The sequence below is a fragment of the Methyloversatilis sp. XJ19-13 genome (assembly GCF_024580155.1).
Taxonomy (GTDB): domain Bacteria; phylum Pseudomonadota; class Gammaproteobacteria; order Burkholderiales; family Rhodocyclaceae; genus Methyloversatilis.
Map to the genome: position 1 here is coordinate 1 of NZ_JANINH010000016.1, position 19,963 is coordinate 19,963.

Genomic DNA, 19,963 nt, shown 5'->3' on the forward strand with positions numbered 1-19,963 from the left:
ACGCCAAGATGACCACCGCCATGCTTGATCGGCTCACGCATCACTGCCACATCGTCGAGACCGGCAACGAGTCCTGGCGCTTCAAAACGAGCACGGCCCGGCTTCAGCCGGGCCGTGCTCGTCACCCCAAACCTCAAGGAGACAGACCACCGGACACAGAATCCACCCAGCACCGCGTGTAGCTATACTGCACGCATAAACCGGTGGGTCAGTTTTAGATGAAAACCCCGGGTCAGTTTTACGTGGAAATCAACATCTGGATCACTACCGGCGTGAGGGCGTCCTTGAGGACTTGGGCGACTGCTCCGACGCGGACGATCTCAATGAGCTGCGAACCTCGCTCCATGAACTCACGCAGCTATATGGCCTTGAGTTTTCGCGCTTGCTTTCGTCGATTGACGAGGCATTAGCAGAACTCAACGAGGGTGAGCCGGAGTACGAACGAGGTCGTTCTTCTGGAAGTCCGCCACCAGAGCGGGCAGACGTGGTAACTGAGGACGACGTACGGGAGATGTTTAGGACGCTTCGCGGCTAGCGTAGGCACCTCAACCTATCGTTGAGGGATCAACCGGGACCTGACAGCTAAGCACAGCACGCGCCGTGATCATCACCTTTACGCGGACTATTCACTTTTCGTTTTGCCAGTCGAATGTCCGAGTGCAATCTGAAGTTTCCCCAGATCTAGAGTTGGCTGTACGCTCTCCCTCGCGTGCGAGATCGCCAACCAGGCGCGGATCGTGCGCCCGCGCCCCGCTGGGCTCAATTTCCCGCCGGCCAAAGCCCCGCGAAATCGAATGACAACTGCCGATGGTGGCGGATGGTCAGCAGATAGACCGTCGCCACGTCATCCGCCACGGTGTAGAGCATGAGGTAGTCGCCGTGCAGATACTCGCGGAGGGAGTCGGCGGCACCTGCGGGCATGGCGGCGAGCAGGGTGAGTGCCTCGGCGGATTGGGGCGGGTGGTCGAGGTAGCGCCGACCGATGCGAGGGAAGCGGGCCAGATTGGGGATGACGGTGTTGCGCAACTGATCGAGCAGGTCGTCGAAGGCGGCGCCTGCATCGGCTTCGATCAGAAAGGCTTCGATGGCTTCGAGGCGTTCCAGGAAGCTATCGGTCAGCTCGACCCGGTGGAGGGTTTCAGCCACGCGTCTTTCGGGCTTTGCCGGTGGAAGGAATAGCCTCGCTGGCGTCTGCCACCGCACCCTCCGCCCGACGCTGCTGGAGCCCGGCGATTGCAGCATCGGCCGCCTGGGTGCGCCCGGCGACGATGTCGGCCAGACCGCGCCGTGCATCGTCGATCAGCAACAGGTGGATGCGCTCGCGTTCCAGCCGGTGGTAATAGTCCAGCCGGTCGGCGTCGATCAGGGCCACATAGCTTTCACCGTTCTTGGTGATGATCTTTTCGGCGCCGGCCTTGGCCTGGTCGGCGAGTTCGGAAAGATTGGCGCGTGCCTGGGTGAAGGGCACGACATCACTGGCAGAAAAACCCATGGCTCGCTCCCTGGAGGGTGGGTAGGTAACAGAATTCTGTGCAGTCTATCTCGGCAAGTCGGGGACTGCGAGGCGGGTCATTCATCGCGGCGATGAAGTCGAGGCGCGCACTTCCACGTCGATTGACCTGACAGGTGCTGCCGCTGGAGGGCGGAGCATGCGGCAGTTGTTTGAACGATCAGGCGCAGGTGTCGCGTCCCGCGACCGGTAACGGGACGCGCGTTCAGTCCGTCCGCACCAACTCCCCCTGCGCATTGAACGCATATCGGAAGGAGAACCACTTTTTCAGGTCCGAACGGCTTTCAATGCGGAAGGCCGTCATCAGCCGCTCGCCGTCGGTCTTCAGGTAGATCGCGCCGTACACTTCCACATTGCTGCGCGCCAGTTTCTCCACGTCGCGCTTGATGGCGCCGAGCGCTTTGAGTGACAGCGCGGTGGCCAGGGCGTCGATGCGCTTAAGCAGTTTCTGCACTTTCGCGCCATCTTCGAGCGGGCGCGACGAGCGCTGCAGTTCGGTGGACAGGATGACGGGCGCGTCGCCGCGGCCGTAGCGGCCGAGGCGGCCCAGCAGATCGGGGCGCGGATGGACGTGCCCTTCCTGATCGCCCGACGAAATGATGAAGGCGGCCGGATTGACGGCGGCGAGAAAGGCGTCGGTCACCTTCTCGGAGCCGTGGTGACAGGATTTCATCACTTCGGAGCGGAATGTTTTCTGCGCCTCGGCCACCATGGCGTCGTAGTCGGGCGTGCCCGGCTTCGGGAACGTTGCGCGGCCGGTGTAGTGCTGCAGCAGAAACTTCTCGGCCGGCTCGTTCAGGTCGCCGCCGAACAGCACGGAAAACTGTCCGTACTGCAGCTTGAGCAGCACCGAATGACCGTTCTTCGTTTCACCGGGGCTCTTCAGCCGGCGCAGGGCAGGCTTGCCGCCCGGCCCTTTTTCGACCACCGGGCCGAGCACGCGGATGGTGTAGCCGCGCTGGTTCGACGGCGCGAAGTCGGGCATCCACGCCACACCGCCTTCCAGTTTTGCGTGTTCGGTCGACAGCATGCGCACGGTGCCGATTTTCGGGTTCTGCAGCGCCGCCTGCATCAGCTTCGGAAACTGGGATAGGTTTTCTTCCTGCAGCGCGCCAAACAGGCGCTGCACGTCGGCCTCGTCGATGGCCAGTGCAGTCAGGTACGAAACGCCGGTTGCCGGATCGAGCACCGGTTCGCCGCCGAGCTTGGCCCAGGTGCCGGTGCCAGTGACGGCGCGTTCGACCAGGCCGTTGTGATAGACCGTCTTGAAGCCGATCTCGGGGTCGCTGAACAGCGCCTGGAAGCCGAGATAGTGGTCGTTGTCGGGATGAGTCACGACCGCGGCGTGGAAGTTGAAGCGGCGGTAGCTCATGAATCGAGCGCTTAGGAAGGCGCACATATTGGCCGTCTTGCCGGCGTCGATGACGATGATGCGTTCGTCCTTGCCGGTTTCGGGCGAGATGAGCACCGCGCCGTCGCCCTGCCCCACGTCGACGAACACGATTTCGAGCGGGCGCCGCTCGACGGTGTCTTCGGCCGCGATGTACAGCGTGCGGCGCTTGTCGGGCGAGCGCGCCGCCCAGTCGATCTCGAGCCGGCCATCGTCCAGCGCGCGCTTCACCGTCAGGTAGTCGCCCCAGATGACTTCGCGCACCCGGCGGCCGGCTTCGTCATGGAGAAAGGTCTTCTTGCCGTCCTTGCGCAACGCGACGAACCGGTGTGCCATGGCATTCCCCTGCGAAGTCAGGTGCGAGTGAAATGAAGCCGCGGCGTGCACACCGGAAACGGATCGGGTACGCGAGGCGGGCTCGTGTGGTCAAAACTAGCACAAGGACATCGGCTTGGCTTGAAGGACGCGCGGAACGTCGGGCTTCAGCGGAGTTGTCCACACGGCAGGGTTCGCCCGCCGCTTCGTTTCAGGCAGCAATCGCGAGCAAGCTCGCTCCCACAAGGCCGGGCACCCAGCCCCGGCGCGCAAGCGCTGTATACCGAGCGGCGTAGAGAATGACCACCTCGTCGACAACAGGAGAAGGATTGCAGGCGGGGACTGAACAATCTATACGAATCAAATGATTAGCTTACTCTCACACGCCCGAACGAACGATGGACGTGATATGCACTGAGTGCTGCCTTGGCGTAATTGCCTAAAAATTAGGCAATTATCCAAATCAAGATAATTTCAGATAATTCGCGGCGCGTGCTTTGGCGGACACGCGGAACCCAGCGCGACGCGGTCCTGGTCGGATCGCGCGTCTCGTGGAAATGGCTTCTCCCTGACGGAGCCTCCGCAGGGCGCGGGCTTTGGGTGCTGGCGCAATCGCGAGCAAGCTCGCTCCCACGAAAGATCCGACTGCGATTGCGGCTTGTGCGCGGAAGTCTGAGTGCGTGCCCCCGTGGCGGATATTCAAGATGTTCAGGGTAGGCTCTGCAGAAAAAGCCCCGTGGATTTCAAGATATTTTTACGTGGATACTCTTCAGGCAATTGTTCTGAAGCACTTTTTTTGTTCTTTTAAAGATATCAGTCAAGTCGGTTACAGATAATTTATGATCCGGGTTCCATTTCGACGCCCGGGTCGCTCATGCCAGCCTTTCGCCACCATGACCTGAGTTTGCTCAACCCCGCCTTCGACTCGCCGCTCGTCGATGTAGTGACCGAGCTGGAACATCTGCGCCGCCTGCGGCTGGAAGGCAGCACGCCGGCACCGGTGTTCTTCCAGCTCAAGCAGATCTTCCATATGCTGGAAAGCTTGGGTTCGGCCCGTATCGAGGGCAACCACACCACGCTGGCCGACTACGTCGAAAGCCGGCTCGATGCAAGTGCGGCGACCGTGAGCGACACGCTGCGCGAAATGGCCAATATCGAAGAGGCCATGACCTTCATCGAAGCGCATTTCGCACCGGACGACGACATCACCGAGCATTTCGTGCGCGAGCTGCATGCGCTGACGGTGCGCGACTTGCAGCGGGAGGGTGACGCCACCCCCGGCGCCTACCGCCACGGGTCGGTGCAGATTTCGCAGTCCGACCACCTTCCGCCCGAGGCGCTGCAGGTGCCGCAGTACATGAGCGAACTGGTGGCCTTCATCAATCAGCCTGACCCGCGCAAGTACGACCTGATCAAGGTCGCGCTCTCGCACCACCGCTTCGCGTGGATACACCCCTTCGGCAATGGCAACGGTCGGGTGGTCCGGCTGCTGACCTACACCTTGATGATCAAGTACGGTTTCGACGTCAAGGCAGGCGGGCGGGTGCTGAATCCGACCGCGGTGTTCTGCAACGACCGCGACCGCTACTACGCCATGCTCGGCCAGGCGGACACCGGCACACAGGAAGGACGGGAGGCATGGTGCACCTACGTGCTGTCCGGCGTGCTCGACGAACTGGGCAAGGTGGCCCGGCTGACCGACCAGCGCTACCTCATCGACCACATCCTGACGCCGGCGTTGCGCCACGCGCGCGAGCGCGAGTCATTGACGCACATGGAAGAGCGGGTGCTCATGGCGACGGCACACGCGGGGATCGCCAAGGCGAGCGATCTGAAAGACGCGATGCCCGCAATGACGGAAGCCCAGCGCACCTACCAGATCCGCAAGCTCGTGGAACGCCGGATGCTCGTGCCGATCCGCGACGGTGCGCGTCAGTACACCGTCGGTTTCAGCAACAACGTGCTGCTGCGCGGCGTGATCCGTGCGTTGGCGGCGGAAGGCTTCGTTCCCGACGCACTGAACCGCCCCGGATGATGGGCAGCGAAGTGCGTGCGGTGCGCCTCACTCCACCGTCACGCTCTTCGCCAGATTGCGCGGCTTGTCCACATCCGTGCCCTTCACCAGCGCCGCGTGATAGGCCAGCAACTGCAGCGGGATGACGTGCAGCACGGGTGACAGCAGGCCGTAGTTCTCCGGCATGTTCAGGATGTGCAGCCCTTCGCCTTCGACCATTTCGGTGCCGGCGTCGGCGATGACATACAGCTCGCCGCCGCGCGCGCGTACTTCCTGGATATTGCTTTTCAGCTTTTCGATCAGCGCGTCGTTCGGGGCGATGGCGATGACCGGCATGTCGCGGTCGACCAGTGCCAGCGGGCCGTGCTTGAGTTCGCCGGCCGGATAGGCTTCGGCGTGGATGTAGGAAATTTCCTTCAGCTTCAATGCGCCTTCGAGCGCGATCGGGTAGTGCTGGCCGCGACCGAGGAACAGCGCGTGGTGCTTCATCGCGAAACGTTCGGCCCACACCTGGATCTGCGGTTCGAGTTCGAGCACGCGGGTGACCGCGCTGGGCAGGTGGCGCAGCGCCTTCAGGTATTTCTCTTCCTGCGCGACGCTGAGCGTACCGCGCGTCTTGGCGACGGCGAGCGTGAGCAGCGCGAGTGCGGCGAGCTGGGTGGTGTAGGCTTTGGTCGAGGCGACGCCGATTTCCGGGCCGGCGCGGGTGATGAAGCGGAGTGAGGACTCGCGCACGATGGCCGATTCCGGCACGTTGCAGATCGACAGCGTATGCATCATGCCGAGCGACTTGGCGTACTTCAGCGCGGCCAGCGTGTCAGCGGTTTCACCGGACTGCGAAATGGTGACGACCAGCGTGGCGGGGTCGGCGACCGGCTTGCGGTAGCGGTACTCGCTCGCGATTTCGACGCTGCATTCGATGCCGGCGACGTCTTCGAGCCAGTAGCGCGCGACCAGACCGGCGTGGTAGCTGGTGCCGCAGGCGAGCACGAGCACGCGGCGCACCGAGCGGAACACATTGTCGGCTTCGGCGCCGAACAGGTTGGGCGTGATCGAGCGCGCCTGGGCGAGCATTTCCAGCGTGTTCGACAGCGCGGCGGGCTGCTCGAAAATCTCTTTCTGCATGTAGTGGCGGTAGTTGCCCAGTTCGACCGCGTCGGCCGACAACTGGCTCACCTGCACCGCGCGCTCGACCGGCGTGCCGTCGAGACGGAACACGCGCATCGAGGTGCGCGTGAGTTCGGCCATGTCGCCGTCTTCCAGATAGACCATGTTGCGCGTGACCTGCAGCAGCGCCGAGGTGTCGGACGCGGCGTAGTTGCCGTTGTCCGACAGGCCGAGCACCAGCGGCGAGCCGTGGCGCGACACGACGATGCGCGAATCTTCGCCTTCGGTGACGATGGCGATGGCGTAGGCGCCGATCAGTTCGGCGCAGGTGGCGCGCACGGCGTCGATCAGGTCCGGACTGCTCTTGAGATGGTGGCGTACCAGATGGGCGATCACCTCGGTGTCGGTTTCCGACGTGAAGGTGTAGCCCAGCCCGGTCAGGCGGGCGCGCAGCGGCTCGAAGTTCTCGATGATGCCGTTGTGCACGACGGCCAGACCGTCGCTGATGTGCGGGTGGGCATTGCGCTCGGACGGCACGCCATGCGTGGCCCAGCGCGTGTGCGCGATGCCGATCGACGCTTCGAGCTTCTGTTCGTCGGCCTGGGCGGCCAGTTCGGCCACGCGGCCGACCGAGCGCAGGCGGCGCAGTTGCGTGCCCTGGGCGCCGTTGAGCACGGCCAGACCGGCCGAGTCATAGCCGCGGTATTCGAGTTTGCGCAGTCCTTCGAGCAGGACGGGGACGATATTCTGGCCGGAGATGGCCGCGACGATGCCGCACATGGGTCAATCCTTTAAGCAGAGCTGCGCAAGATTCGGGTAGGAAACGCGTTACTTTTTCTTCACCGGCCGGGTCCAGCCGGTGATGGTGATCTGGCGCGCACGCGAAATCGTCAGCGCGCCGGGGGGCGCGTCTTCGGTCAGCGTGGTGCCCGCACCCAGGGTTGCACCGCGGCCGACGGTGACCGGTGCGACGAGCTGGGTGTCGGAGCCGATGAACACATCGTCTTCGATGACGGTGCGGAATTTGTTCGCACCATCGTAATTGCAGCAGATGGTGCCGGCACCGATGTTCACGCGGCTGCCGACGGTGGCATCGCCGACGTAGGCGAGATGATTGGCCTTGCTGTGGGCTGCGATGTCGCTGTTTTTCACCTCGACGAAATTGCCGATGTGCACGTCTTCGGCCAGCCTGGCGCCGGGGCGCAGGCGGGCGTACGGGCCGAGCTGGCAGCCGGCGCCGACGGTGGCGTCGTCGAAGTGGCAGAACGGCGCGATGCGCGTGCCGGCGGCGATGGTGACGTTGCGCAGCACCGAATGGGCGCCGACGACTACGCCGTCGCCCAGCTCGACGCGGCCTTCGAAGATGCAACCGATGTCGATCTCGACGTCTCGACCGCACACGAGCTCACCGCGCACGTCGATGCGCGCCGGGTCGCGCAGCGTGACGCCCTCGTTCAGCAGGCGCTCGGCGTTTTCGCGCTGATGGGTGCGTTCGAGATCGGCCAGTTGTGCCTTGTCGTTCACGCCCAGCGTTTCCGAAACCCGCGCCGGTTGCGTGCTCACCACCGGCACGCCGTCGCGCACGGCGGCGGCGACCACATCGGTCAGGTAGTACTCGCGCTGCGCGTTATCGTTCGACAGGTGCGTCAGCCAGCCGGCCAGCCGAGCACCGGGCACCACCATGATGCCGGTGTTCACTTCATGGATCTTGCGTTCGCCCTCGGTCGCGTCCTTCTGTTCGACGATGCGCACGATGCGCCCGGCGGCGTCGCGTACGATGCGGCCATAGCCGGTAGGGTCGTCGAGCGTGACGGTGAGGATGGCCAGCTTGTCGTCGCCGGCCGCTTCGGCCAGCTTGACCAGCGTGTCGGCACGCAGCAGCGGCACGTCACCGTAGAGGATGAGCACCGGTTCTTCGCGCGACAATGTTGGCAGCGCCTGCATCACGGCATGGCCGGTACCCAGTTGTTCGGCCTGCAGCGCCCAGTCGACCTTCAGATCGGAGAAGGCGGCGCGCACGGCGTCACCGCCATGGCCATACACCACACAGGTGCGCGAGGGCTGCAACGAGGCCGCGGTTCGCAGCACGTGCCCGAGCAGCGGACGGTCGGAAAGCGGTTGCAACACCTTGGGCAGCGCGGAACGCATGCGCTTGCCCTGACCGGCGGCGAGGATAACAATCTGCATCGGACACCCTGTAGCGGAAAACCGCGTCAACTCTAGCATTGGGGGACATTGGCCTGCTGCGCAGCAATTCTCGCACAGCCGGGAAAGTGCACCGGTGATGCAACCTGCGCCCGCGCATGCGGACCAATGAAGGCTATGGCTTCGAGTACTTACGACATGAGATACGGATCGCTTTACATCGCCGCGCTGATTTCTTTCAGCACGATTGCGGCCGCCGACACGGTGCATCGCTGGAAGGACGAAAACGGGGTGATCAACTACGGTCACACGCCGCCAGCCGGCGTGCGTTCGACACCGGTACCGACGGTGGATCCGCTCAAGGTGACGCGACCACCGGGGGCGACGGCCGACGCACCGGCTGCGCCGGGCGCACCGGCGAATCTGGATCGCAACGCGGTACGCGATGAGGTCGAACGGGCGCTGCGCCAGCAATCCGCCAACCAGGCCGCCGAAGCCCGCGAACAGGAAGAAAACGCCCGCCTCGCGGCGAGAAAGCGCTGTGAAGCCCAACGCCGGGTGGATTGCGACGACCCGGCTGTGCTCGACGACAGCCTTTATGGCGTGCCGCCGCGCATCGTGCGGCGACATTTCCCGTCCCAGCCGCTGTACCCGCCGATCCGCCCCCCGGCACCGCCGGCCGAGCGGCCAGCGCTCATGCGCAAGCTCGATTGAGCCACGACAGATTTGCAGGCGAGATCGGTTGATCGCGAATCCCCGCGCTGAACAGCGGACTTCACGCGATCGACGCGCTGTTCGCGATCAGTGGATCGCTCCTGCGGAAACATCGCAATGGCGGCGCATTGCGCCGGGCCGCCTTCGGCATGGTCCTGCCGCAGGCAGTTCCGATCCGCCGCGAGACAGGCGGCCCGCCTTGTAGGAGCGATCCACTGATCGCGAATCCCCGCGTTGAACAGCGGATTTCACGCGATCGACGCGCCGTTCGCGATCAGTGGATCGCTCCTGCGCAAACATCGCAATGGCGGCGCACTGCGCTGGGTCGACATTCGGCATGGTCCTGCCGCAGGCAGTTCCGATCCGCCGCGAGACAGGCGGCCCGCCTTGTAGGAGCGATCCATTGATCGCGAATCCCCGCGTTGAACTGCGGACTTCACGCGATCGACGCGCTGTTCGCGATCAGTGGATCGCTCCTGCGGAAACATCGCAATGGCGGCGCATTGCGCCGGGCCGCCTTCGGCATGGTCCTGCCGCAGGCAGTTCCGATCCGCCGCGAGACAGGCGGCCCGCCTTGTAGGAGCGATCCACTGATCGCGAATCCCCGCGTTGAACAGCGGATTTCACGCGATCGACGCGCCGTTCGCGATCAGTGGATCGCTCCTGCGCAAACATCGCAATGGCGGCGCACTGCGCCGGGCCGGCCTTCGGCATGGTCCTGCCGCAGGCAGTTCCGATCCGCCGCGAGACAGGCGGCCCGCCTTGTAGGAGCGATCCATTGATCGCGAATCCCCGCGTTGAACTGCGGACGTCACGCGATCGACGCGCCGTTCGCGATCAGTGGATCGCTCCTGCGGAAACATCGCAATGGCGGCGCCTTGCGCCGGGCCGCCTTCGGCATGGTCCTGCCGCAGGCAGTTCCGATCCGCCGCGAGACAGGCGGCCCGCCTTGTAGGAGCGATCCATTGATCGCGAATCCCCGCGTTGAACTGCGGACTTCACGCGATCGACGCGCCGTTCGCGATCAGTGGATCGCTCCTACAGAAACATCGCGGTTGCAGCGCAAGACTCGAAGCAGGCAGTCGGAATGTTTCTGCTGCGTGCGCTTTCGATCCACCGCGAAACGGGTGCCCGCATCGTAGGAGCGATCCATTGATCGCGAATCCCCGCGTTGAACAGTGGAAGCCACACAATCGACGCGCCGTTCGCGATCAGTGGATCGCTCCTACAGAAACATCGCGGTGGCAGCGCAAGACTCGATACACAAAGACGGGATGTTTCTAATGCGGGATGTTCGATCCACCGCGAAACGGGTGGCCGCATCGTAGGAGCGATCCATTGATCGCGAATCCCCGCGCTGAACAACGGAAGTCACATGATCGACGCGCCGTTCGCGATCAGTGGATCGCTCCTACAGAAGCATCGCCGCCCGGCGTGGCCGGGGGCGAGCGCTCAGCTCGGCAGGGTCGACTGACTCATGAGAAAGACGTCAACTCCGCGGGCGCATTGACGACCCTCTCCACGCCGGCCGGTCGGCCGGCGTTCCCCTTTTCGCCCGCAGGGCGATCCGGGAAGGGCGGGCGATCAGCGTGGCAGGGTCGATGAACCCATCAGGAATTGATCCACTTCGCGGGCGCACTGACGACCTTCACGGATCGCCCACACGACGAGCGACTGGCCGCGACGCATGTCGCCGGCGGCGAACACCTTGGGCACGCTGGTCGCGTAGCAGCCTTCACCGTCGGTCGTGGCCTTTGCATTGCCGCGGGCGTCCTTGTCGACGCCGAAACTGTCGAGGATGCTGGCGGCCGGGCTGACGAAGCCCATCGCGAGCAGCACGAGATCGGCGTCCATCAGGGTTTCCGAGCCCGGCACTTCCTGCATGCGGCCGTCTTTCCATTCGACGCGCACGGCCTTGAGCTGCTTGACCTTGCCGCGATTCGGGCCGTCTTCATGACCGATGAACTCCTTGGTCGCCACCGCCCAGTCGCGCTCGCAGCCTTCTTCATGGCTGGACGAGGTACGCAACTTGACCGGCCAGTACGGCCACACCAGCGGCTTGTTCTCGCTTTCCGGCGGCTGCGGCAGCAGTTCGAACTGGCTCACGCTGGCTGCGCCGTGGCGGTTCGACGTGCCGACGCAGTCCGAACCGGTGTCGCCGCCGCCGATCACGACGACGTGCTTGCCGGTCGCCATGATCTGGTTCGGCACGGTATCGCCGGCGACGACGCGGTTCTGCAGCGGCAGGAAGTCCATCGCGAAATGCACGCCGTCGAGATCACGGCCCGGCACCGGCAGATCGCGCGGCTGTTCGGCACCGCCGGCCAGCACGACGGCGTCGAACTCGGCGTTCAACTGCGCCGGGCTGATGACCGTTGAGGCATCGCTGTGCACCGGCGAACCTTCCGGCAGATCACCGATGCGCACGCCGGCGCGGAAGGTGACGCCTTCGGCTTCCATCTGCGCGACGCGACGGTCGATATGCGACTTTTCCATCTTGAAGTCGGGGATGCCGTAACGCAGCAGGCCGCCGACACGGTTGTTCTTCTCGAACACCGTCACGTCGTGGCCGACGCGGGCCAGTTGCTGCGCCACCGCCAGACCCGCCGGGCCGGAGCCGACGACAGCCACCTTCTTGCCGGTCTTGACGGCCGGCGGTTGCGGTACGACCCAGCCCATTTCCCACGCCTTGTCGATGATGGCGTGCTCGATCGACTTGATGCCCACCGCGTCGCTGTTGATGGTCAGCGTACAGGCGGCTTCGCACGGCGCCGGGCAGATGCGGCCGGTGAATTCCGGGAAGTTGTTGGTCGAATGCAGCACATCGATCGCCTGCTTCCAGTCCTGGCGATACACCAGGTCGTTGAAGTCGGGAATGATGTTGTTGACCGGGCAGCCGTTGTTGCAGAACGGAATGCCGCAGTCCATGCAGCGCGCACCCTGCACCTTGGCTTCTTCGTCGCTCAGGTGCAGCACGAATTCGCGGTAATTGTGGACGCGCTCGGCGACCGGCAGCGACGCCTCGGACAGGCGCTGGAATTCAAGAAAACCGGTGGACTTTCCCATGACTCGTGTTCCTGTTACTTGGCCAGGACTGCGCTGGGCGCTTCCGCCTTTGCAGCCATTTCGCGCAGCGCGCGACGGTATTCGATCGGCATCACCTTGACGAACTTCGCGCGCCACTGCGCCCAGTTGTCGAGCACGTCGCGCGCGCGCGCCGAGCCAGTGAAGTGCAGGTGACGCGTGACCAGGCGACGGATGATCTCTTCGTCGCACATGTCGACATGGTTCACCACCGCGCGACCGATCACGTCGATGTCGGCGTCGTCCGCCAGATCACCGCTGAGTGCGTCGATTTCGACCATGGACATGTTGCAGCGTTTGGCGAAGCTGCCGTCCTCGTCGAGCACGTAGGCCACACCACCCGACATGCCGGCGGCGAAGTTGCGGCCGGTCTGGCCGAGCACGACCACGGTGCCGCCGGTCATGTACTCGCAGCCGTGGTCACCGGTGCCTTCGACCACCGCGATGGCGCCCGAATTGCGCACCGCGAAGCGTTCGCCGGCCACGCCGCGGAAGTAGCACTCGCCTTCGATCGCGCCGTACAGCACGGTGTTGCCGACGATGATGTTCTGTTCGGCCTTGCCGCGGAACGCATCGCTCGGCTTGATGATGATGCGGCCGCCGGACAGGCCCTTGGCGACGTAGTCGTTGCCCTGGCCGGTCAGTTCCAGCGTGATGCCGCGTGCGATGAACGCGCCGAAGCTCTGGCCGGCGGTACCGGACAGCTTCACCGTGATGGTGCCGTCGGGCAGGCCGGCGTGGCCGTACTTGCTGGCCACGGCGTGCGACAGCATGGTGCCGGCGGTGCGGTTCACATTGGTGATCGGTGATTCGATGACCACCGGCTTGCCGGTTTCGATGGCGTCCTTCGCCTTGGTGATCAGCGCATGGTCGAGCGCGCGGTCGATGCCGTGATCCTGCGTTTCCGAATGGCAGCGCGACACTTCGGCCGGCACCGGCGGCATGAAGAAGATGCGCGAAAAGTCGAGTCCGCGCGCCTTCCAGTGTTCGATGCCGGCACGCGTGTCGAGCAGGTCGGCGCGGCCGATCAGGTCTTCGAACTTGCGGATGCCGATCGACGCCATCAATTCGCGCACCTCTTCGGCGACGAAGAAGAAGAAATTGACGACGTGTTCAGGTTGGCCGGTGAATTTCTTGCGCAGCACCGGATCCTGGGTCGCGACGCCGACCGGGCAGGTGTTCAGATGGCACTTGCGCATCATGATGCAGCCTTCAACGACCAGCGGCGCGGTGGCGAAACCGAATTCATCGGCGCCGAGCAGCGCACCGATCAGCACATCGCGGCCGGTCTTCATCTGGCCGTCGGCCTGCACGCGGATGCGGCCACGGAGGCGGTTCAGCACCAGCGTCTGCTGGGTTTCGGCCAGGCCGAGTTCCCACGGCGTGCCGCAGTGCTTGATCGACGAAATCGGGCTGGCACCGGTGCCGCCGTCGTGACCGGCGATCACGACGTGGTCGGCCTTGGCCTTGGACACGCCGGCAGCCACGGTACCGACACCGATTTCGGACACCAGCTTGACCGACACCGACGCCTGCGGATTCGAGTTCTTCAGGTCGTGGATCAGCTGTGCCAGATCTTCGATCGAGTAGATGTCATGATGCGGCGGCGGCGAAATGAGGCCGACGCCCGGCACCGAGTGACGCAGGAAGCCGATGTATTCCGACACCTTGTGGCCGGGCAGCTGACCGCCCTCGCCCGGCTTGGCACCCTGTGCCATCTTGATCTGCAGCTGGTCGGCGCTGGCCAGGTATTCGGCGGTGACGCCGAAACGGCCGGAGGCGACCTGCTTGATCTTCGAGCGCAGCGAATCGCCTTTCTTCAGCGGCAGGCTCACTTCGACGCGCGACGAACCGATCAGCTTGTCGAGCGTGGTGTCTTCGGTCACCGGCTTGAAGCGGATCGGATCTTCGCCGCCCTCACCGGTGTTCGACTTGCCACCGATGCGGTTCATCGCGATCGCCAGCGTGGTGTGCGCCTCGGTCGAGATGGAGCCGAGCGACATGGCGCCGGTGGCGAAGCGCTTGACGATGTCCGCCGCAGTTTCGACTTCCGACAGCGGCACCGGCGGGCCGGCCGGCTTGATGTCGAACAGACCGCGCAGCGTCATGTGACGCTTCGTCTGGTCGTTGATGATCTTCGCGTATTCCTTGTACGTATCGTACTTGTTGGCGCGCGTCGAGTGCTGCAGCTTGGCGATCGCGTCCGGCGTCCACATGTGCTCTTCACCGCGGATGCGGAAGGCGTACTCGCCGCCGGCATCCAGCGCATTGGCCAGCACCGGGTCGTTGCCGAAGGCCTGGGTGTGCGTGCGCAGCGCTTCTTCGGCGACTTCCGCCAGGCCGATGCCTTCGACCTGGGTGGCGGTGCCGGTGAAGTAGCGCTTCACGAAGGCCGAATTGAGACCGATGGCTTCAAAGATCTGCGCGCCGCTGTACGACTGATAGGTCGAAATGCCCATCTTGGACATGACCTTGTTCAGGCCCTTGCCGACCGCCTTGATGAAGCGCTTCGACGCTTCCTTGGTCGACAGCCCGGACGGCAGCTCATTGGAAATTTCGGCGATGGTGTCGAAGGCCAGCCACGGGCAGATCGCCTCGGCGCCATAACCGGCGAGCAGTGCGAAGTGGTGCGTTTCGCGTGCCGAACCGGTGTCGATCACCAGACCGGTCAGCGTACGCAGGCCCTTGCGCACCAGATGGTGATGCACGGCCGACGTGGCGAGCAGCGCGGGGACGGCGACGCGCTCGCGCGACACTGCGCGGTCGGACAGCAGCACGATGTTGAAGCCGTCGGCGACCGACTTCTCGGCCGCCGACTGCAGGCGCTGGAGGGTCGCGTCGCAACCGGCGGCGCCGTCGGCAGCCGGATAGGTCATGTCGAGCACCAGCGAGCGGTACTTGCCGCCGGTCAGGCGCTCGATGTCGCGCAGGCGCATCAGGTCCTGGTTGGTCAGCACCGGCTGGGTCAGTTCGAGGCGCGGTGTCAGGCCGTCTTCGTTGTCGGCGACGCCCATCAGGTTCGGACGCGGGCCGATGAAGGACGCGAGCGACATGACGATTTCTTCGCGGATCGGGTCGATCGGCGGATTGGTCACCTGCGCGAACAGCTGCTTGAAGTAGCTGTACAGCGGCTTGTTGCGGTCGGACAGCACCGGCAGCGTCGAGTCGTTGCCCATCGAACCGACGGCTTCTTCGCCGGCCGAGGCCATCGGCGCGAGGATGAACTTGATGTCTTCCTGCGTGTAGCCGAAGGCCTGCTGCGTATCGAGCAGGGTTTCAGTGCGGCTGTTCGCGTACTCGACCTCTTCCAGTTCAGTCAGGAAGAAGCGCGAATCGGTGATCCACTTGTCGTACGGATATTCGGTCGACAGCTCGTGCTTGAGCGCGCCGTCTTCGATGATCGCGCCCTTCTCGAGGTCGATCATGAACATCTTGCCCGGCTGCAGACGCCATTTCTGGATGATGCGTTCGTCCGGAATCGGCAGCACGCCCATTTCGGACGCCATGACGACCATGTCGTCGTCGGTCACCAGGAAGCGTGCCGGGCGCAGGCCGTTGCGGTCGAGCGTGGCACCGATCTGGCGACCGTCGGTGAAGGCCACGGCGGCCGGGCCGTCCCACGGTTCCATGATTGCGGCGTGGAATTCGTAGAACGCGCGGCGCTCTTCGTCCATCAGCGGATTGCCGGCCCAGGCTTCCGGGATCAGCATCATCATGGCGTGCGCCAGCGAGTAGCCGCCCATCACCAGAAGCTCGAGCGCGTTGTCGAACGACGCGGAATCGGAGCCGCCTTCTACGATCAGCGGCCAAAGCTTGTCGAGATCCTGACCCAGCGCAGCCGACTTCATCGACTTCTGGCGCGCCTTCATCCAGTTGATGTTGCCGCGCACGGTGTTGATCTCACCGTTGTGGGCAATCATGCGGAAAGGGTGGGCCAGATCCCAGGTCGGGAAGGTGTTGGTCGAGAAGCGCTGGTGCACCAGAGCCAGCGCCGACTTCGCGCGGCTGTCCTGCAGGTCGAGGAAGTACTCACCCACCTGGTTGGCCAGCAGCATGCCCTTGTAAACAATGGTGCGCGACGACAGCGACGGAATATAGAACTGACCGACGTCGGACAGCTTGAGCGCGCGCACCGCATGTTCGACGCGCTTGCGCACGACGAACAGCTTGCGTTCGAAGGCGGTCTGGTCGGCCACAGTGTCCGGACGGCCGATCAGCACCTGACGCATCTGCGGCTCCATGGCGCGGGCGGCTTCGGCCAGTACGCTGCTGTCGCGCGGCAGATCGCGCCAGCCGAGGAAGGTCAGGCCCTCTTCGTGGATGATGCGCGCGACAACCGATTCACAGGCGGCGGCGCCATTGGCGGATTGCGGCAGGAAAACGGTTCCGCAGGCGTAATCGCCGGCGGCGGGCAGCGTGATGCCGAGTTTGCCGGCTTCGTCGCGCAGCAGCGCATCGGGCAGCTGGATCAGGATGCCGGCACCGTCGCCGAGCATCGGGTCGTAACCGGTGGCACCCCGATGGTCGAGATTCTTCAGGATCAGCAGACCCTTTTCGATGATGTCGTGCGACGTGCGATTCTTGATGTTCGCAACGAAACCCACACCACATGCATCGTGCTCGTTTTCGGGGTCGTACAGACCTTGAGTATGGGGAAGACCCATTGCATTCGTCCTCGGAACTCGTTTGCCAACCGCGCACGGAACCGGCCCTGCGGCCTGTCGCACTGCGGGAATTCGCACCTCCAAGCCCGTGAAAAAGCCGGCTTCCACGATCATCGCCTGACGGCGGGACGATGTGGGCACCGGCTCGGGTGGCCTGGCCGCTTCAACGCTGAAGCCGCTCCGGGCACTTTTGGGGTGGACGACGGAGTATACGGACATGCACGGCCGCAGACAATACTCGTTCCGCGGTGCATCAGAACGTGACGGATTCCGGCGCGCAGCGGTCGCTTCAGATGTCGCCTACGGCAAACAGCCGGCGGTGTTCGCGCATGGCGTAACGGTCGGTCATGCCGGCGATGTAGTCGGCGATGGCGCGTGCGCGGTCGTCCTTCGCCATGGACTGGTACTGCGGCGGCAACAACTTCGGATCGCCGTGGAAGGCGCCGAACAGTTCTGCCACGATGCGCCGCGCCTTGGCCGTCATGCGCAGCACTTGGTAATGGCGGTACAGCTCGTCGCGCAGGAATTGCTTCAGGGTGCGCTGTTCCGCCCGCATGGCGTCACTGTAGGCGACGAGTTCCGGCCCGCCGCGCACGTCTTCGATCGACTTCGGCGCAGCCGCCGCGATGCGGGAACGGGTTTCGGCCACCAGATCAACGACTTGCGCGTTGATCATGCGCCGGATCGTTTCGTGGATCAGGCGCCGGCCGGTGATCTGCGGGTACCGATCGAGCACTTCGCGCCGGTAGCGCGCGAACACCGGCACCTCTTCCAGCTGTTCAAGCGTGATCAGGCCGGAGCGCAGACCGTCGTCGACGTCGTGATTGTTGTAGGCGATTTCGTCCGCCAGATTGCAGATCTGCGCCTCGATGGTCGGCTGGGTGCGCTCGATGAAGCGCCGGCCGAGGTCGCCGAGGTCTCGCGCGCGAGCCGGCGAGCAGTGTTTCAGGATGCCTTCTCGCGTTTCGAACGTGAGGTTCAGCCCGTCGAAGGCGCCGTAGCGCTCCTCCAGCAGATCGACCGTGCGCAGGCTCTGCAGGTTGTGCTCGAAGCCGCCGTGTTCGCGCATGCATTCATTCAGTGCGTCCTGGCCGGCATGCCCGAAGGGCGTATGGCCGAGGTCGTGTGACAGCGAGATCGCCTCGACCAGATCTTCATTCACCCGCAGCGCGCGCGCAATCGAGCGGGCGATCTGCGCCACTTCGATGCTGTGGGTCAGCCGCGTGCGAAAGAGGTCGCCCTCGTGATTGACGAATACCTGCGTCTTGTATTCGAGGCGGCGGAACGCGGTGCTGTGGATGATGCGGTCGCGGTCGCGCTGGAACTGGCTGCGCTCCGACGGCGCGTCTTCGGCGTGCACACGGCCCAGCGAGTTGTCTTCACGTGCCGCGTACGGGGCCAGTTCAGACATCGGCGCAACACTGTTCAATCGCCGATGCGATATCCGTCTGTGTGGCCTCGCCCCACACCACGGCTTCGCCGATGGCACGCAGCAGCACCAGCCGCAGCTTGCCGGCTTCGACCTTCTTGTCGTGCGACATCAGTTCGAGATAACGGTCGGTACCCAGCCGGGGGCCGCGCAGCGCCAGACCGGCTGCTTCGTGAATGCCGCGGATGCGCGCGATGTCGGCGTCGCCCAGCCAGCCCAGCCGGCGCGACAGATCGGCCGCCATCAGCGTGCCGGCGGCCACGGCTTCGCCGTGCAACCATTCTCCGTAGCCAAGACCGGTTTCGATCGCGTGGCCGAAGGTATGACCGAGATTGAGCAGCGCCCGCGCACCGGTTTCGGTTTCGTCCTCGATCACCACCTCGGCCTTGTTCCGGCAGGAGCGTTCGATGGCAAACGCCAGCGCGTCGGCGTCGCGTGCCAGCAGTCGCGGCATGTTGATTTCGAGCCAGTCGAAGAATGCGCGGTCGCGGATCAGGCCGTACTTGATCACTTCGGCCAGGCCGGCCTTCAATTCGCGCTCCGGCAGGGTGTCGAGCGTGTCGATGTCGGCCAGCACCAGCTTCGGCTGATGGAAGGCGCCGATCATGTTCTTGCCGAGCGGGTGATTGATGGCGGTCTTGCCGCCGACGCTGGAATCCACTTGCGACAGCAGCGTGGTCGGCACCTGGATGAAGGGCACGCCGCGCTGATAGGTGGCCGCAGCGAAGCCGACCATGTCGCCGATGACACCGCCGCCCAGCGCGATCAGCGTCGTCGAACGTTCGACCCGGGCGCCGAGCAGCGCGTCGAAAATGAGGTTCAAGGTCGGCCAGTCCTTGTACGCCTCACCGTCGGGCAGCACCACCAACTGGTGGGCGACATCGACCGAATCAAGCGCAGCGAGCACGCGAGCGGCATAGAGCGGCGCAACCACCTCGTTGCTGATGACGACCACGCGCTTGCGTTTGAGCACCGACGCAAACAGGTCGCCACGATCGATCAGGCCGCGACCGATGTGGATGTCGTAGGCGCGTTCATCAAGGGCGACGTTCAGGCTGCGCATCGGCTCAGGTATTCCCGTTCAAGTTGACGGACGATGGTGAGCGGGCTGCCGTGCCCGCTTTCGGCGATGAAATCCGCCACTTCACGGTACAGCGGATCGCGGATGCCGTGCAGTTCGCGCACCCGCGCGCGCGGGTCATCGACCTGCAGCAACGGACGGTTGCGGTCGCCGCGGGTGCGGTGCCAGAGCACGTCGGGGGGGACATCGAGATAGACGACCCAGCCGCCGGCCTTCAGGTGTTTGCGGTTCATCGGGTCAAGCACTGCGCCGCCACCGGTGGCGAGCACCAGACCGGAGTCCTGGGCGAGTGATTCGATCACTGCGCTTTCGCGCCGGCGGAAACCCGCCTCGCCCTCGATTTCGAAGATCGTCGGGATGCTGACGCCGGTGCGCGCTTCGATCTCGTGATCGCAGTCGACAAAGCGCTTGCGCAGGCGTCGCGCAAGCTGCCGTCCGACCGTGGTTTTGCCGGCGCCCATCAGGCCGACGAGAATGATGTTGTCGCTGTGTTCCACGGGCCGGATTCTA

13 protein-coding genes are annotated in these 19,963 nt (G+C 64.4%); 3 read left to right on the forward strand and 10 right to left on the reverse strand.

The window, feature by feature from the left end:
* Positions 1-182 (forward strand): ATP-binding protein (locus NMQ14_RS16400; RefSeq protein WP_257097747.1); only part of this gene is annotated, 182 nt, incomplete at its 5' end.
* A gap of 577 nt (positions 183-759) precedes the next feature.
* Here NMQ14_RS16400 and NMQ14_RS16405 read toward each other — a convergent pair.
* The 3 genes from NMQ14_RS16405 to NMQ14_RS16415 all read right to left on the reverse strand — a co-directional run bounded on the left by NMQ14_RS16405 (position 760) and on the right by NMQ14_RS16415 (position 3,236).
* Entirely contained in the window at positions 760-1,146 is a 387-nt protein-coding gene (locus NMQ14_RS16405; protein WP_257097836.1) for a type II toxin-antitoxin system RelE/ParE family toxin, read from the reverse strand.
* On the reverse strand, positions 1,139-1,492 hold the full coding sequence (locus NMQ14_RS16410) for a type II toxin-antitoxin system Phd/YefM family antitoxin (RefSeq protein ID WP_257097837.1): 354 nt from the start codon (positions 1,490-1,492) through the stop codon (positions 1,139-1,141). Before NMQ14_RS16410 ends, NMQ14_RS16405 begins: the two co-directional genes overlap by 8 nt.
* A 223-nt stretch (positions 1,493-1,715) precedes the next feature.
* Positions 1,716-3,236 (reverse strand): ComEC/Rec2 family competence protein, encoded by a 1,521-nt coding sequence (locus NMQ14_RS16415; RefSeq protein ID WP_257097838.1) that lies wholly within the window; start codon positions 3,234-3,236, stop codon positions 1,716-1,718.
* Between the two features lie 853 nt (positions 3,237-4,089).
* On the opposite strand from NMQ14_RS16415, the gene NMQ14_RS16420 reads away from it, so the two are divergent.
* On the forward strand, positions 4,090-5,250 hold the full coding sequence (locus tag NMQ14_RS16420) for a Fic family protein (RefSeq protein ID WP_257097839.1): 1,161 nt from the start codon (positions 4,090-4,092) through the stop codon (positions 5,248-5,250).
* Positions 5,251-5,277: 27 nt separating this feature from the next.
* Here the strand turns inward: NMQ14_RS16420 and glmS are convergent, their stop codons facing one another.
* Positions 5,278-7,116, reverse strand: a complete 1,839-nt coding sequence (gene glmS, locus NMQ14_RS16425; RefSeq protein ID WP_257097841.1) for a glutamine--fructose-6-phosphate transaminase (isomerizing) — start codon at positions 7,114-7,116, stop codon at positions 5,278-5,280.
* A 48-nt stretch (positions 7,117-7,164) separates the two neighbouring features.
* The gene (gene glmU / locus NMQ14_RS16430; protein WP_257097843.1) at positions 7,165-8,523 is read right to left on the reverse strand and encodes a bifunctional UDP-N-acetylglucosamine diphosphorylase/glucosamine-1-phosphate N-acetyltransferase GlmU; all 1,359 of its coding nucleotides are present in this window, start codon (positions 8,521-8,523) and stop codon (positions 7,165-7,167) included.
* 156 nt (positions 8,524-8,679) lie between these two features.
* On the opposite strand from glmU, the gene NMQ14_RS16435 reads away from it, so the two are divergent.
* The gene (locus tag NMQ14_RS16435) at positions 8,680-9,195 is read left to right on the forward strand and encodes a DUF4124 domain-containing protein (protein WP_257097845.1); all 516 of its coding nucleotides are present in this window, start codon (positions 8,680-8,682) and stop codon (positions 9,193-9,195) included.
* 1,584 nt (positions 9,196-10,779) lie between these two features.
* On the opposite strand, the gene NMQ14_RS16440 is transcribed toward NMQ14_RS16435, so the two are convergent.
* The 5 genes from NMQ14_RS16440 to NMQ14_RS16460 all read right to left on the reverse strand — a co-directional run bounded on the left by NMQ14_RS16440 (position 10,780) and on the right by NMQ14_RS16460 (position 19,950).
* Complete coding sequence (locus NMQ14_RS16440; protein ID WP_257097847.1) at positions 10,780-12,261, reverse strand: glutamate synthase subunit beta; 1,482 nt, start codon at positions 12,259-12,261, stop codon at positions 10,780-10,782.
* 14 nt (positions 12,262-12,275) lie between these two features.
* Positions 12,276-16,943, reverse strand: a complete 4,668-nt coding sequence (gene gltB, locus NMQ14_RS16445; RefSeq protein WP_257097849.1) for a glutamate synthase large subunit — start codon at positions 16,941-16,943, stop codon at positions 12,276-12,278.
* 289 nt (positions 16,944-17,232) lie between these two features.
* Complete coding sequence (locus tag NMQ14_RS16450) at positions 17,233-18,354, reverse strand: deoxyguanosinetriphosphate triphosphohydrolase (RefSeq protein WP_257097851.1); 1,122 nt, start codon at positions 18,352-18,354, stop codon at positions 17,233-17,235.
* Positions 18,347-19,435 (reverse strand): 3-dehydroquinate synthase, encoded by a 1,089-nt coding sequence (gene aroB / locus NMQ14_RS16455; RefSeq protein ID WP_257097853.1) that lies wholly within the window; start codon positions 19,433-19,435, stop codon positions 18,347-18,349. Before aroB ends, NMQ14_RS16450 begins: the two co-directional genes overlap by 8 nt.
* A complete protein-coding gene (locus NMQ14_RS16460) occupies positions 19,423-19,950 on the reverse strand; it encodes a shikimate kinase (RefSeq protein ID WP_257082040.1) in 528 nt (175 codons plus the stop codon). Before NMQ14_RS16460 ends, aroB begins: the two co-directional genes overlap by 13 nt.
* Between the last annotated feature and the right edge of the window lie 13 nt (positions 19,951-19,963).

Excerpts from the sequence above, each read along its gene's own strand:
- NMQ14_RS16410 (WP_257097837.1), bottom strand. The coding sequence starts at position 1,492 with ATGGGTTTTTCTGCCAGTGATGTCGTGCCCTTCACCCAGGCACGCGCC.
- NMQ14_RS16415 (WP_257097838.1), bottom strand. The coding sequence starts at position 3,236 with ATGGCACACCGGTTCGTCGCGTTGCGCAAGGACGGCAAGAAGACCTTT.
- NMQ14_RS16420 (WP_257097839.1), top strand. The coding sequence starts at position 4,090 with ATGCCAGCCTTTCGCCACCATGACCTGAGTTTGCTCAACCCCGCCTTC.
- glmS (WP_257097841.1), bottom strand. The coding sequence starts at position 7,116 with ATGTGCGGCATCGTCGCGGCCATCTCCGGCCAGAATATCGTCCCCGTC.
- glmU (WP_257097843.1), bottom strand. The coding sequence starts at position 8,523 with ATGCAGATTGTTATCCTCGCCGCCGGTCAGGGCAAGCGCATGCGTTCC.
- NMQ14_RS16435 (WP_257097845.1), top strand. The coding sequence starts at position 8,680 with ATGAGATACGGATCGCTTTACATCGCCGCGCTGATTTCTTTCAGCACG.
- NMQ14_RS16440 (WP_257097847.1), bottom strand. The coding sequence starts at position 12,261 with ATGGGAAAGTCCACCGGTTTTCTTGAATTCCAGCGCCTGTCCGAGGCG.
- gltB (WP_257097849.1), bottom strand. The coding sequence starts at position 16,943 with ATGGGTCTTCCCCATACTCAAGGTCTGTACGACCCCGAAAACGAGCAC.
- NMQ14_RS16450 (WP_257097851.1), bottom strand. The coding sequence starts at position 18,354 with ATGTCTGAACTGGCCCCGTACGCGGCACGTGAAGACAACTCGCTGGGC.
- aroB (WP_257097853.1), bottom strand. The coding sequence starts at position 19,435 with ATGCGCAGCCTGAACGTCGCCCTTGATGAACGCGCCTACGACATCCAC.